The sequence below is a fragment of the Dickeya parazeae Ech586 genome (genome assembly GCF_000025065.1).
Lineage (GTDB): Bacteria > Pseudomonadota > Gammaproteobacteria > Enterobacterales > Enterobacteriaceae > Dickeya > Dickeya zeae.
The window spans coordinates 1,079,189-1,093,291 of the sequence record NC_013592.1 but is presented as its reverse complement, the minus strand read 5'-3'; the positions used below and the strand labels follow the sequence as shown (position 1 = coordinate 1,093,291).

The window sequence follows — 14,103 nt, the reverse complement described above, 5'->3', positions numbered from 1 at the left end:
TCATCTTGCTCGGTTATGATTCTCGCGGCCACAGCCATGCCGCACCGCGCACACCGCTGGAGTCGCCGTGCATCGCCTGTCGAACCGGTGTGTCGCACTCACCGCCAAATACCCACTGCTTTAGCAGCGCCGGGACGGTGTCATACAGTCGCTTCACGTTACTCATTCCCCCACCCAGCACGATCACATCAGGATCCAGCACATTAACGATATGCGCCAGCGACTTCGCCAGCCGCTGTTCATAACGCTGCAATGCCTGCTCCGCCAGTCGGTCGCCCTGTTCAGCCAACGCAATAATCTCATGACCGTGCCGTGCATGACCGCTCAGACGTTGATAATCCATGCCAAAGCCTGTCCCGGAAATAAAGGTTTCGATACACCCGGTACGGCCGCAATAGCAGGGCATCGTCTGCTGGTCGCGCCATTCGTCCTCATCCATCCACGGCAATGGGTTATGACCCCATTCACCTGCGACGCCGTTGCGCCCGCTGTGCACTCTGCCATCCAACGCCATACCCGCGCCACAGCCGGTACCGATAATAACCGCGAACACCTTACTGGCCCCTGCCGCAGCACCATCCACCGCTTCGGATACCGCAAAGCAGTTGGCGTCATTCGCCACCCGTACCGATCGTCCCAACAGTTGCGCCAGATCCTGATCCAGCGGCTGCTGATTCAGCCAAACCGAGTTGGCGTTTTTGACCAGCCCGGTTACCGGTGACAACGTACCGGGAATACCCATACCCACACTGCCGCGTTGCCCGGTGGCCTGCTCCGCCATCTCGACCAGGTTGGCGATAGTGAGCAGGGTTTGACGATAATCGTGGCGCGGCGTCGCCACACGATGACGAAAGGCTTCCTCACCGTCATTCGTCAACGCGATCACCTCGATTTTGGTGCCGCCCAAATCAATACCTATTCGCACGTTGTCTCCTGTTTATCTACCGAGCCCATTATCTACCGAACTCACGTCTGACTGACGATGACATTATCGTAATCGTACCGCCTCTCTCCACAATTCGTTATTATGCCCGCTGCGATTAACCCTTGCGTCTTGAAACTCGCTTCGTGTTATCACGAGAAAGTGCGCCAGAGACGCGCCAGTCTGGGAAGAAAAATGCTGTGGTTTAAAAATGTGATGATCTATCGTCTGAGTCGCGATATCAGCCTCTCTGCGGATGCCATGGAGACACAGCTGGCCTCCTTCGCGTTCACCCCCTGCGGCAGTCAGGATATGACCAAAACCGGCTGGGTGTCACCGATGGGCCCTCATGGTGATGCCCTGACGCACGTGGCTAACGGTCAGATTCTGATCTGCGCGCGCAAAGAAGAGAAAATCCTGCCGGCTCCCGTCATCAAACAGGCACTGCAAGCCAGAATCGACAAACTGGAAGGCGAACAGCACCGCAAACTGAAGAAAACCGAAAAAGACGCGCTGAAAGACGACGTGTTGCACAGTCTGTTGCCTCGCGCCTTCAGTCGTTTTAGCCAGATTTCGCTGTGGATAGACACCGTCAATCATCTGATTATGGTGGATGCCGCCAGCGCCAAGAAAGCCGAAGATACGCTGGCGCTGCTGCGTAAAACGCTGGGGTCGCTGCCGGTGGTCCCACTCACGATGGAAAATCCGATTGAACTGACGTTGACCGAATGGGTCCGCTCCGGTCAAACGCCCGCCGGTTTTACCTTGCAGGACGAAGCCGAACTGAAAGCGGTGCTGGAAGATGGCGGCGTGATCCGCTGTAAGAAGCAGGAACTGGTCAGTGACGAGATAGCCACCCACATCGAAGCGGGCAAAGTGGTAACCAAACTGGCGCTGGACTGGCAGGAGCGCATCCAGCTCGTACTGGCGGATGATGGCTCACTCAAACGGCTGAAATTCGCTGATACGCTGCGTGAACAAAACGACGATATCGACCGGGAAGACGTGGCACAACGCTTTGATGCAGATTTTACGCTGATGACCGGCGAAGTCGCCGCATTGATAGCCAGCCTCACCGACGCCTTAGGGGGCGAGGCACAACGTTGACTGGTCATCTCCGTTGGCCTCTGGGCGCCGGGTTACCCGGCGCCTTGTTGATTTACAGCTTGAAGTGACTGATAGACGAGTGCAGTTCTTCAGATTGCGATTGCAACGACGCGAACGCAGACGCCGCTTCCTGCACCATAGCCGCATTCTGCTGTACCATCGAATCCAGTTGTGCGACCGCCTTGTTGATCTCCTGAATCCCACGCATCTGTTCTCCCGATGCATGCGTGATTTCCGACATGACCGTCGTTACCGATGATACGCCGCCGACAATCTCACTCATGGTATTCCCGGCCTGGCGAACCTGACGCGAACCGACATTCACGCTATCAACGGTAGATTCGATCAACGACTTAATCTCTTTCGCCGCCTGCGCACTGCGCTGCGCCAGATTACGCACCTCACCGGCCACCACCGCGAAACCACGCCCTTGCTCACCTGCACGGGCCGCTTCCACCGCCGCATTCAGCGCCAGAATGTTAGTCTGGAAGGCGATGCCGTCGATAACCCCGATGATGTCGCCAATCTTGCCGGACGCCACCTCAATCTCTTCCATGGTATTGATGACTTCAGAGACCACTTTGCCCCCGACGCTGGCATCGTTCGCCAGCGCCAGCGCCCGGTCATTCACCTGCTGGGCAGAACCGGCCGACTGTGTAACGGTGGCGGAAATCTGCTCCAGCGCGGCAGCGGTCTGTTGCAGGCTGGCAGCGGCAGCTTCGGTACGGGAGGCCAAATCATTGTTGCCGGTCGCCACTTCATCGGTCGCCATTTGCAGCGACGCGCTAATATCGCGGATCTGCAGCATGATCATGCTGAGCTTATCGACAAAGCTATTGAACGAACGGGCGATCTGCGACACCTCATCATGACCTTCATCCGGCAGACGCTGGGTCAGGTCGTTATTACCGTGGCTGATGTCGTCCATGGCGTCACGAATCTGCAGCAGGCGACGCAACGACGCGCTAATAAGCAGCCCCAGCACCACCGAGCCCAGAATACTGATGATCACCAGCGCGATAACCGACGTCCACAACAGCGATCCCATCCCCGCCGTGGCTTCTGCCTTATCCAGCGCCACCAGCACATACCAGTCGGTACCGGCTACTGGCTGCGTTCTCACCAGCATGTCACGTCCACTGATATTCAGTTGTACCGGGCTGCTGGATTTCAGCACCTGCGCCAGATTCAACTGCGGGGCGATCTCAGCCAGCTTTTTCAGCGTCAGTTTGGCATCCGGGTGGGCGATAATCGTGCCATCGGCCTGGATAAGAATGCCGTAGCTGGACGGTGTCGGATGAATAGCTTTGACGTTAGCGATGACGCTATCCATGGTGACGTCACTGCCCAGCACGCCTTTGACGCTACCGCCATCCAGTACCGGAGCGACAAACGACACCACGATGGTATTGGTTGCCATGTCCAGATAAGGTGCTGTCGCAACAGCCTTCCCTTCTCTCACCGCCTGCTGATACCAGGGGCGAACGGTCGGGTCATAAGTGGGCGGGATACCGCCAGGGTCTGAGAATTTCGCCGTGTGATTGGCATACCCCATGTACACGTTGATGAAACTGCCCGCAGCCGCCATCTGTTTGAACACCGGGATGGGGTCGTCATTGGTTAACGCAACGGCGTTGAGTGAAGTAATAATTTGTTTTTTAGAGGCTACCCAATCACTGATCGCCAGACTATGACCAGCGGTTACGGCAACAAGCAGGTTATTGATAGATTCATCGTTATATTTATCGGTTACCCGGTAATTTAAAAACGTATTAATTACCAAAGCAACCACAATGATAGCCGTACACACGGCCAGAATTCGAGCGCGAATAGTTTTGAGCATAATGACCACGTTATTATTAAAATGCTTCCCTAGATAACTACACCGATCGCCTCATTGGTGACGAGGCATTCCATTCGAAGAAAAAAGGAAACCATCAGCCATAAGTATCACTTACCATCACGCGGACTCACGACATCGGAGTCCAAAGCAAGGTCTCCTTACAGGAAAATACAATGGCTGATAGCAGATTTACAGACTTATCTGAAATTTTTTCTATAAGAAAAGAATATTGCTTTCCCAATTAATAACAAATCAACAATATAGATAAATATATATTCTCACTATCACCATCGGTTTTTCTGATAATTACCAAACGTCACTATCACTATAAAACGAAATAGCAAAACGTTTCGACGAAAATATGACAACGAAATGATCAGGAGATTACACCGATACTGAATGTGCAAAATACACGATTGGCGCAAAGAAAACGGCTGCCAGTCACGGCAGCCGATTATCACGCAAGGAAACGAGTAGGGATTACAGATAGCGACACAGATAAGAGGACGGCTCGGATACTTTCAGTTTGAATTCGCTTTTTTCCGGCACGTTGAAAACCGCACCGGCTTCGAACAACTGCCATTCCTGTGCCCCCGGCAGCAACACATTCAACGCACCGCTGACGACCGTCATTTCTTCCGCCTGCCCGGTACCAAACGTGTATTCGCCTGCTTCCATCACCCCGACGCTGGCACGGCCAATGCGGCTACCGTCAAACCCGATGGATTTTACTTTCCCTTCAAAATACTCATTTACATTCAGCATAATGCCAACCCTTCTGTTAAAAAATCAGTTGTCCGTCAGGCCGCAGGCAGACGCAGCGTCTGCATCAATTCGCAGACAATTGCGGCAGGCGGTTGGGTCGCATCGACCACATAGTGCGCCACGTCCTGATACAACGCTTCGCGTTCACGGAGCACCGCCTCCATTTCCTCGGCGATAGGCCGCCCGGTCAGTGTCGGTCGCTGGTGTGCCTGTGGGCTGGCCTGCAAACGTAACGCCAGCTCCTGGGCTGGCGCGAACAAATAAACGACCGTTCCGTGCGTGCGCATAAACTGACGGTTTGGCTCCAGCAACACCATGCCGCCACCGGTCGCCACCACGCGATTCGATGTCGCGACAGCCTGCAAGGCCTCACTTTCCCGGCGACGAAACCCCGGCCAGCCTTCCGCTGCCACCACGTCCGCCACCGTCATGCCGCTGGTGTGCTGCATAAAAATATCCGTATCGACAAACTCATAGCCAAGCGCCCGCGCCAGCTCACGGCCGACGGTGGTTTTTCCGCACCCTCTGGCGCCGACCATAAAAATGGGTTCTGTCATGTCACGACCTGTCCTTCTTTTTCTCAGGCCAGCTCCCCGCAGCAACGTTGCCGTCAGCCAGCGCCTGTCGTACCAAGAGCAGAATCATACAGGCAATAATCCTCATTAAGAAAGCCTCCGTACGGCTCTGGCACGGGGAAAGCCACTTCACGCCAGCTTTCCGCACAAATCCAGCACAACACGCCACGATTTACACCAGACATGGCTAATCTTCCCATGAAACATCGGCTGCTATTGATGGTTCTGTTACCAACAATAAGGCCGCCCAAAGGCGGCCTGCGTATATCAAACAGCACTCACACGTCAACGCGACAGCTATCGACGCGAAAGCAATCAACACAAAGACAATCAATAAGTATGGAAATACTCTTGAATGACTTTCGGATCACTGGTGCGAGTCAATGCCAGCATCAACAGAATGCGGGCATGCGCCGGGTTAAGAGAGTCAGAAACCAGACCCGGCAATTCTTCATCCGGCGGCACAATGCCATTGCCTGTACGGGTAGAACGCATCACGACAATGCCTTTGTCCAGCGCCTTGCGCATACCGGCAATACCGCGAACCGACACTGAACCCGCGCCCATACCAGCATAGACGATACCTTTTACGCCATGCTGGATAGCCGCGTCATACAGATATTCCGGGTCATCCTGATAGCCATAAAGAATGTCGACTTTCGGCAGTGAGGTCAGGCCACGCACGTCGAACACTGACCGGGTGGTATGCAGCTTGTCGATACGGTTTTGGTAGTAAATGCGGTTACCAATGATGACGCCCAGGTAGCCTTCTTCATTCGCCTTGAACGTATCCAGCGTAGAGGCGTTGGTCTTGGTGATGTAGCGGGCAGAGCCGATACGATCATTGATCACCACCATCACGCCACGACCGCGAGACTGCTTGTCACCCGCCACGCGTACCGCTTCCAGCAGATTCATCGGGCCGTCGGCGCTGATGGCCGTTGCCGGACGCATCGCCGCGACAAACACCACCGGCTTGTCACTTTTTACCGTCAGATGAAGAAAGTAGGCCGACTCTTCCACCGTGTCGGTCCCGTGGGTGATCACCACACCATCCACATCATCCCGTGCCAGCAGTTCATTCACACGCTGGCTTAGCTTCAGCACCACATCACCGGTCATGTTTTCGCTGGCCATGTTGGAGAATTGCTCCCCCTTCACATTAGCCAGTTTCTTCACCTCAGGCACAGCGTTGATTAGCGTATCCACGCCAAGCGCGCCAGCCTTGTAACCCGTGGTTTGGGTACCCGTTGCCGCTGAGCCGGCAATTGTACCGCCGGTCGCCAGAATAACGATATTGGGCAGTTTATCTGCCGCACTCGCCGTGAAAACAAAAAATAAAACCAGAACAAACAGAGATTTAAACCATCTTTCCATAACAGATTCTCTTTATTTGGTCAGAGGATGATCGGTCTGTTTTGCCATAACACCGGCACCAGCCGATCATTTTTTCTCGTGAAACGCATTAGCTGCCAGTCTGCAGGACTGGCATCGGCGGTTATGTTGCAGTGCCATAAGAATTATGTATAGCACCCAATAATCAACAGGAGAGCCAGATCACTGAATGACCTAACTATTTTCAACCGACACGTTTCAGGGGGAGAGACGAACCACTGACGAACCTGCGTCAGGCGCATGTCGTCAACGCTGACGCAACATCACAGAACTGTTTCACCGGGCAGGCTATTCCGGCAAGGTCCAGACGTTATGAGCGATATTCACCATATGCCGCAGCTTGGCCCACTGCTGTTCTTCCGTAATCCCATCCTGCTCGCAGTGTCCAAAGCCACACTTCGGGCTGATAGCTAACTGTTGTAACGGTACATACAATGATGCGGTATTGATGGCCATCTTGACTGATTGTGGCGCATCCAGCTCAGCACTATGGGAATCGATGACACCCAGCACCACCTTTTGGCTACTCACCTGGCGCAACGGTTCCAACCCAACCGGACGGCGGTCATCGTACTCGATAAACAAGCTGTCTACCGACAGGTTCGCCATCGCATGCCCCATGACTTCCCGACCACGGCCATGCACCCAGTTGGGTGAAAAACGACGACAACACATGTGCAGGCTGATAAACATATCCTGCGGACGTTGCGCCAGTGCCTGATTCAACGTGCGGGTGCAGCGCTCCAGTAACTCAGATAATTCAAACCCGGCGGCATTTTCTCGCGCCATCATTTGGCCGTCGCACAGGCGAGCCCAAAACAGATCGTCGAGCTGGATATAACGGCAACCCTGGCGGTAAAACGCCTGAATGATCTTGCGATACAGCGCGGCCAGATCATCGCAAAATGCATCCAGTGACGGATAAACCTCATTGGTGCGAATGGCCGGGTACATCAGCATATTCGGGCTGGGTAGCGTCTGTTTCGCCAGGTTTTCCCCACCCTCGCCCACCGCCTGATGCAAAAAACGATAATGGGTCAGAAACGGATGGCTGTCGTCAAAATCAAGTTTGCCCACGATCCGTAATGGGTGGGGCATATCACCGTCAGGGGAAACGGCGTCATCAACGTCGACCCCGGTCAGACAAGAGAAAAAATCGGTAATGCCATTGCGAACGCGCAGTTCACCGTCGGTAATCGCGTGCAGACCGCACGCCTTTTGGCGCTCGACCACATTCAGCACTTCTTCGTTTTCGATTTCGGTTAACCGATCACGGGTCATGAGCCCTTGCCGCCACGCCAGCCGAGCCTGCTTCAAACGAGGCGGCAGCACAAAACTGCCTACATGTTCGGCATGAAACGACGGGTAAGGTTTTTTTACTGTGCGCATCTCACGCGTCCTTTTGGTTTACACGACACTGTTGGCTTATACGAGGGTTTACACAACACTGTCAGCGCTTCAATGCGCTTTGGTTTGTTCGGATTATCATTAAGGTGGCGAACTGTTACCGCTCCGCCCACCAGCGTCAATAGATGAAAGCGGGTGATTGTCGCATTGATTACTTGCCGATAACAAATAACAAAATTTAATTATTTTTATGCTATCGATTAAACCGGTGGAAGACATGATGACTGTCTGCCACCACGGGCCGCCAAACCGCCGGTTCGCCCACAATAAAAATGTCCATAAACTGACCGCCATCTTTATGATTCAACGGATGATTCTCGTCAATCAGCTTGTTATATCTCGTTGCGATTGTGCGCGCTTGCTCGCAAGGTTGAAGTTATTGCCATACGCTACAGGCTGGTCGTGTTCATGCCGGATGCCTTTTGTTGACGCGCCGTTGTCATCAATCACTGATACACTGGAGGTCAATGTAAATGCCCACAATATCGACAGCCCGATACATTCTGTTTTCACTATACGCACTGTTTTCACTATCCGTTCTGATTTTCCCGGAGGACCCCAATGGATTTAGCCCTGTTTGATCTGGACGAAACCCTGATCTGCGCCGACAGCACCGGCTTGTGGTTACGCTGGCTCGAATCACAGGGATTCGCTGGCAAAGAGCTGCTGCAACGGGAAAAACACCTGATGCAGAGCTACTACGAAGGTACATTAGCGATCGAAGATTATATGTATCTCTCACTGTCGCCACTCATTGGGTTAACCACAGAGACCGTGTCCGGCTGGATAGAACGCTTTATCCAGCGCGATATTCTGCCCCGCCTCTACCCGGCAGCACGCGAACAAATGGCGTGGCACCGCCAGCGTGGCGATACCCTGGTGGTCATCTCCGCCAGCGGCGAACATCTGGTTGGGCCGATTGCTCGTCACCTGGGGGCCGATCACGCGCTGGCGATTGGTGTAACCCTGGAAGACGGCCGCTTTACCGGCGATATTCACGGGGTGCCAACTTATCAGCACGGTAAGGTTACCCGCATCCGTGAATGGCTGACACAACGTGACGCCGAGCCTTTTGGTCAGCTTTACGGTTACAGCGACTCGCTTAACGACCGGGCCATGCTGGAATTCGTTGATCAGGCTTATGTCGTCAACCCGGAGCCTGAACTGGCGGAGTTAGCCCAAGAGAAGGGCTGGCGTATCTGCCGCTGGGAACGGTAGACTCATCGACTACTATTCTTCACTATTCTCAACTATTTCAACGCCCCGGCAGGTAGCGGCTCCAGCCCGATATCTGCCGCCAGTCTCGCATGCTCGCGGCCCAGTTCGTCAATCACAAAAGTGATAAAGTGGCTTAATGCGGCAGAACGGTGCTTACCGGCGAGTGTCTGCACCTGCAGGCTACGTTGGGTCAACGGTTCGCTGTGTACCGGCTTAAGCAACAGGCCGTCTTCCCTGGCTCGATACAGTACCGAGAAATGGCTACAGGCGGTGACGGCATCCGGCGTTTGCTGCATAAAGTAGTAAAGCGCGGAGAAGTTGTTACAACTGAGCGTCGGCTCCAGAAACGTGCCACTCATCCGGCAAGAGAGATCAAACAGTTGGCGGATAGTGGTCCCCTGCTGCGGCAGTACCAGCGGAAACCCATGCAGGTCCGGTAGCTGGATCGATTTGTTCGCCAGCGGATGATCAGGCCGCATGAGCAGTAGCACCGGTGCGGGATAAGACGCCATGACTTCAACGCCGCGATCCGGGGATAAGCTAAACTGTAGTGCCACATCGCACTCGCCGTTGCGTACCATTTCTGATACCTGTATCGCGCTACCGACTTGCAGGAAGAACGTGACTGCCGGGTTATCCCGCCGAAAACGGGCAAATAATCCCGGTAGCAGATCGAATGCCATCCCGTCAGTACAGGCGACCCGGACAAACGTGCGCCGTACCGCCTTTAACCCTTGAATCTCCGCGATGGCGTATTCCATGTCCATCATGCTTTTACGCACATGGTTTTCCAGTATTTGCCCGGCATCGGTCAACACCATACCGCGCGCATGGCGCTCAAACAGCGGCGCACCGATGCGTTCTTCCAGTTTATGAATCTGTCGGCTGATAGCGGATACCGCCACAAACAGCTGCTGGCTGGCGGCGCTCAACGAGCCAGTATTGGCCACCGCCAGAAAATACCTGATTTCACTGTTATGCATCGCCTTTTTGCCTGCCTCGTTTTTGTGCAACCCAGCTTTATATTAAAAGCAAAGCTCGCTTGCAATTATTATTATTGTGGCAATGCTGGCGATGACTTAGAACATGGTTAATAGATCGATACAAAGCGGTTCGACACGAGTCTGTTCGATAAGAATCAGTTCGACAAAAAACCATCCAACATAAAAACACAACACCCAACATCATCACAGACAGGCATCACATGACAACACCACAGGTTATTCAACAGGCTCTGGCGTACTTCGATAGCGGTCGCTTTCGCGACGTTTTAGCGCGTCGCGTCGCCATCGCCAGCGAAAGTCAGCGAAACGACCGGGACGCTGAGCTACAGCACTATCTCACCGGGGAAATCATACCGGCACTACAGGCATTAGGTTTCGAATTACAGCAAATCGATAACCCGACAGGCGCTAACCGCCCGTTTTTGATAGCGTCCCGTATTGAAGACGACAGCCTGCCTACCGTGCTGTGCTATGGCCACGGCGACGTGGTGTTCGGCGATGATGAGCACTGGAGCGAAGGGCTTTCCCCGTGGAAACTGGTGGAACGGGAAGGCCGCTGGTACGGACGCGGCAGCGCCGACAACAAAGGCCAGCACTCCGTCAATATAGCGGCGCTGGAGCAGGTATTTCAGGCTCGCCAGGGACGACTGGGCTTTAACTGCAAGTGGCTGTTCGAGATGGGTGAAGAAATAAGCTCACCAGGCCTGGCCGACGTATGTCATCAACATGCACAAGCGCTGCAAGCCGATTTGTTCATCGCGTCAGACGGCCCACGTCTGAACGCAGAACGCCCGACGCTGTTCCTCGGCTCGCGCGGTTGCGTCAATTTTCGATTGACCATCCGTGCGCGCGAGCGGGATTACCACTCCGGCAACTGGGGCGGGCTGCTGAGCAACCCCGGTACACAACTGGCTAACGCGATTGCCTGTCTGGTCAATCAGCACGGCCAGATGCAGGTAGAGGCACTGAAGCCGCCGCATCTGACACCCGCCCTGCGTACCATCCTTTCAGATATCACGCCCGGCGGGCAAGCAACGGATCCGGCTATCGATCCGAACTGGGGTGAAGCTGGGTTGAGCGCATCTGAAAGGCTGTTCGGCTGGAATACATTGGAAGTGCTGTCGTTTCTGACCGGTAACCCACAACGGCCGATGAATGCCATTCCCGGCCACGCCACCGCAGTCTGTCAGTTGCGTTTCGTGGTCGGCACCGACTGGCAACAACTGACACAGCATTTACGTCAGCACCTCGACACTCACGGTTTCACCATGGTGGAAATCAGCGACATGCGTGGCACACCGGCCACCCGCCTTGACCCCACCGACCCGCTGGTCAACTGGACGCTCGACCTGATGCACCAGACCAGCGATAAAAAACCGGCGTTGCTGCCCAACCTCGGCGGTTCGCTGCCCAATGAAGTGTTTGCCGATATCCTCGGCCTGCCGACATTGTGGATCCCTCACTCTTACCCGGCCTGCGGCCAACATGCCGTGGATGAACACATGCTGATCAGTGTCGCCCGCGAAGGTTTGCAGATCATGACGCGCCTGTTCTGGGAACTGGGTGAACAAGGCCATACGGTTATGTCTGCGCATCGCACACACCGTGACGCCAATACGCCACGCTGAGGGAGACATCTATGACGACTGCATCCGTTTCACACCACAGTACCGCACGCCCCAGCCTGTATAAAACGCTATTTGCCACCTGCATCGGCAACGCGCTGGAGTGGTTTGACATCGCGGTATACGGCTTTTTTGCCAATTACATCGCCCATGCGTTTTTCCCTACGCAGGATCCAACCGTATCCTTACTACTGGCTTTCGGCAGCTTCGGCGTTTCTTTTCTCATTCGCCCGCTGGGTGCCATCGTGCTGGGTGCCTATGCCGATCGAGCCGGACGCAAAGCCTCTTTGTTGTTGTCCATTAGCCTGATGCTACTGGGCGGCGCAATGATAACCCTGATGCCCACGTATGCCAGCATCGGCGTAGCGGCACCGATTCTGATTATGCTGGCGCGTCTGATTCAGGGTTTTTCCGCAGGTGGCGAGTTCGGCAGTTCCACCGCGTTTCTGGTGGAGCATTTCCCTGAACGTCGCGCCTTTATCGCCAGTTGGCAGTTTGCCACCCAAGGGGCCAGTACTCTGATGGCATCGGCATTCGGCCTGGGATTATCACAATCATTGAGCGAAGCCCAGATTCAGGACTGGGGATGGCGTCTTCCGTTTGCCTTCGGTTTGTTGATTGGCCCGGTGGGGTTGTATATCCGCCGTCATGTGCATGAACCGGCGAACTTCGCGCAGGCCGAGAAAACGCAGGCACCGATCAAAACCCTGTTCACCCGACAGAAAGCACTGTTCCTGATTGCCGTCGGCCTGATGGTGATTTCCACCGCTATCAACTACATGCTGAATTATGTCCCTACTTATGCGACCAAAACGTTGCATTTGCCGTCAGGCGCAGCGTTTAGCGCCACGTTGATTGCCGGCATTATCCTGACGGTAATTACGCCGCTGGTGGGGCTGTGGGCGGAAAAAATCGGACGCCTGCCGCTGATGTGGGGATCACTGCTGTTGCTGGCGGTGACTATCTATCCGGCATTCTGGTTGATGACACAATATCTGTCGGCCATATCACTGATTATCGTTGTCGGATGGATGGCGTTGTTGAAGTCAGTGTATTTCTCCACCGTACCGTCGATGATGGCCGATCTGTTCCCAATCTCGACCCGTGCCAGTGGCATGGCGATCAGCTATAACGTAGCTGTCACCGTGTTTGGCGGCTTTGCCCCATTCATCTGTACGTTACTGATCAGCGCCACCGGCAGTAGCCTGGCACCGAGCTACTACCTGATGATCACCGCGTTGATGAGCGTGCTGGCGCTGTGGAAAGCCCAGTTACATCATCGTTGATGACTGCCAATCCCCGTCAGAGCGACCACGCTGTTCTGACGGGCTCCACCGCCGTTATACCGGTAAGCGAACTCGCTCACACCGTTCAGGCTGGTGGCAATGAACTGTCGCCTTCTCCCAAGCTACGCTGCAACAAGGCCGTATCCAACCAGCGCCCGTGCTTCATGCCCACGGAACGTAACGTGCCTGCCAGTTCGAACCCCAGCGACAGGTGCAATTGCATCGAGGCTTGATTGCCGCTATTAGCCACGACCGACACCACCTGACGGTATCCCTGCTGCTCTGCCCGTAATAAGGCTTCGGATAGCAAGCGCTTACCTAAACCTCTTCCCACCTGCTCCGGGTGCAAATAGATAGAATCTTCCAGTGTGAAACGATACGCGTAGCGAGGGCGATAAAACCCCAGATAGCAGTACCCTAACACCTGTTGATTTTCCGTTGCCACCAGCCAGGGCAAGCCAGCGTCATGAATTTTCCGCCAGCGGGCCAGCATCTCCGCCTCATCGGGCGGTTCAGTTTCAAACGTCGCGGTGCCATGCAAAACATAATGGGTATAAATATCCCTGATAGCAGCAATGTGTTCTTCTCTGGCATCCTCAATGAGAATCGCGGTCATTCTTGTATCCTTGTCAGCACAGCGAATGAGATTAAGCCTGGTGTTGTTGCCCCATAACTCACTGAAGGGTCAACCAATAACCTCTAGCTTAACCAACGTGCGAACGTAGCGACAGAAACAATTACTTATATCCATAATGAGAACATCTTATTGCAACCGATGATGGAAATAGACGGCGATGAGGCCATCAGAGACAAGAACTCACTGGAATGGGATGCAGATGAGCAAGCGGGAAAAAACGTTGTTCGTAGAAAAGAATATGCGCCTTAGTTTTGGAAAGGCTAAAGACATAAAATTTGAAAATAGATAACCACCTGATAATAAATCAGGCCATTAATTA

Annotated in this window: 12 protein-coding genes; 4 read left to right on the top strand and 8 right to left on the bottom strand. The window is 54.2% G+C overall.

Annotated elements, in window-relative coordinates; translation table 11 throughout:
• Positions 1 to 13: 13 nt before the first annotated feature.
• Positions 14 to 925 carry a fructokinase gene (gene mak / locus DD586_RS04935; RefSeq protein WP_012883716.1) on the bottom strand — a complete coding sequence of 304 codons (912 nt, stop codon included), beginning with the start codon at positions 923 to 925 and terminating at the stop codon, positions 14 to 16.
• 192 nt (positions 926 to 1,117) lie between these two features.
• On the opposite strand from mak, the gene rdgC reads away from it, so the two are divergent.
• Positions 1,118 to 2,029: a recombination-associated protein RdgC gene (rdgC, locus tag DD586_RS04930; protein WP_012883715.1), complete on the top strand. Its 912-nt coding sequence runs from the start codon at positions 1,118 to 1,120 to the stop codon at positions 2,027 to 2,029.
• A gap of 52 nt (positions 2,030 to 2,081) precedes the next feature.
• Here the strand turns inward: rdgC and DD586_RS04925 are convergent, their stop codons facing one another.
• From DD586_RS04925 to DD586_RS04905, 5 genes are all read right to left on the bottom strand, one after another.
• Positions 2,082 to 3,872: a methyl-accepting chemotaxis protein gene (locus DD586_RS04925; protein ID WP_012883714.1), complete on the bottom strand. Its 1,791-nt coding sequence runs from the start codon at positions 3,870 to 3,872 to the stop codon at positions 2,082 to 2,084.
• 480 nt (positions 3,873 to 4,352) lie between these two features.
• Positions 4,353 to 4,637, bottom strand: coding sequence for a pyrimidine/purine nucleoside phosphorylase (ppnP, locus tag DD586_RS04920; protein ID WP_012770784.1), 285 nt, complete (start codon positions 4,635 to 4,637; stop codon positions 4,353 to 4,355).
• A gap of 35 nt (positions 4,638 to 4,672) precedes the next feature.
• Complete coding sequence (aroL, locus tag DD586_RS04915) at positions 4,673 to 5,194, bottom strand: shikimate kinase AroL (protein WP_012883713.1); 522 nt, start codon at positions 5,192 to 5,194, stop codon at positions 4,673 to 4,675.
• A gap of 348 nt (positions 5,195 to 5,542) precedes the next feature.
• Positions 5,543 to 6,589 (bottom strand): asparaginase, encoded by a 1,047-nt coding sequence (locus DD586_RS04910; protein ID WP_012883712.1) that lies wholly within the window; start codon positions 6,587 to 6,589, stop codon positions 5,543 to 5,545.
• Between the two features lie 306 nt (positions 6,590 to 6,895).
• Positions 6,896 to 7,996, bottom strand: a complete 1,101-nt coding sequence (locus DD586_RS04905; protein WP_012883711.1) for a 5-methyltetrahydropteroyltriglutamate--homocysteine S-methyltransferase — start codon at positions 7,994 to 7,996, stop codon at positions 6,896 to 6,898.
• Between the two features lie 579 nt (positions 7,997 to 8,575).
• Here DD586_RS04905 and DD586_RS04900 point away from each other — a divergent pair.
• Positions 8,576 to 9,232, top strand: a complete 657-nt coding sequence (locus DD586_RS04900) for an HAD family hydrolase (protein WP_012883710.1) — start codon at positions 8,576 to 8,578, stop codon at positions 9,230 to 9,232.
• A 32-nt stretch (positions 9,233 to 9,264) separates the two neighbouring features.
• Here the strand turns inward: DD586_RS04900 and DD586_RS04895 are convergent, their stop codons facing one another.
• Positions 9,265 to 10,215, bottom strand: coding sequence for a LysR family transcriptional regulator (locus DD586_RS04895; RefSeq protein WP_012883709.1), 951 nt, complete (start codon positions 10,213 to 10,215; stop codon positions 9,265 to 9,267).
• Positions 10,216 to 10,436: 221 nt separating this feature from the next.
• Here DD586_RS04895 and DD586_RS04890 point away from each other — a divergent pair, with 221 nt between their 5' ends.
• Both DD586_RS04890 and DD586_RS04885 read left to right on the top strand, forming a co-directional pair.
• Positions 10,437 to 11,864: a M20 family metallopeptidase gene (locus tag DD586_RS04890; RefSeq protein WP_012883708.1), complete on the top strand. Its 1,428-nt coding sequence runs from the start codon at positions 10,437 to 10,439 to the stop codon at positions 11,862 to 11,864.
• An 11-nt stretch (positions 11,865 to 11,875) separates the two neighbouring features.
• Positions 11,876 to 13,147, top strand: coding sequence for an MFS transporter (locus DD586_RS04885; RefSeq protein ID WP_012883707.1), 1,272 nt, complete (start codon positions 11,876 to 11,878; stop codon positions 13,145 to 13,147).
• 85 nt (positions 13,148 to 13,232) lie between these two features.
• On the opposite strand, the gene DD586_RS04880 is transcribed toward DD586_RS04885, so the two are convergent.
• Positions 13,233 to 13,763 (bottom strand): GNAT family N-acetyltransferase, encoded by a 531-nt coding sequence (locus DD586_RS04880; protein WP_012883706.1) that lies wholly within the window; start codon positions 13,761 to 13,763, stop codon positions 13,233 to 13,235.
• Positions 13,764 to 14,103: the final 340 nt, after the last annotated feature.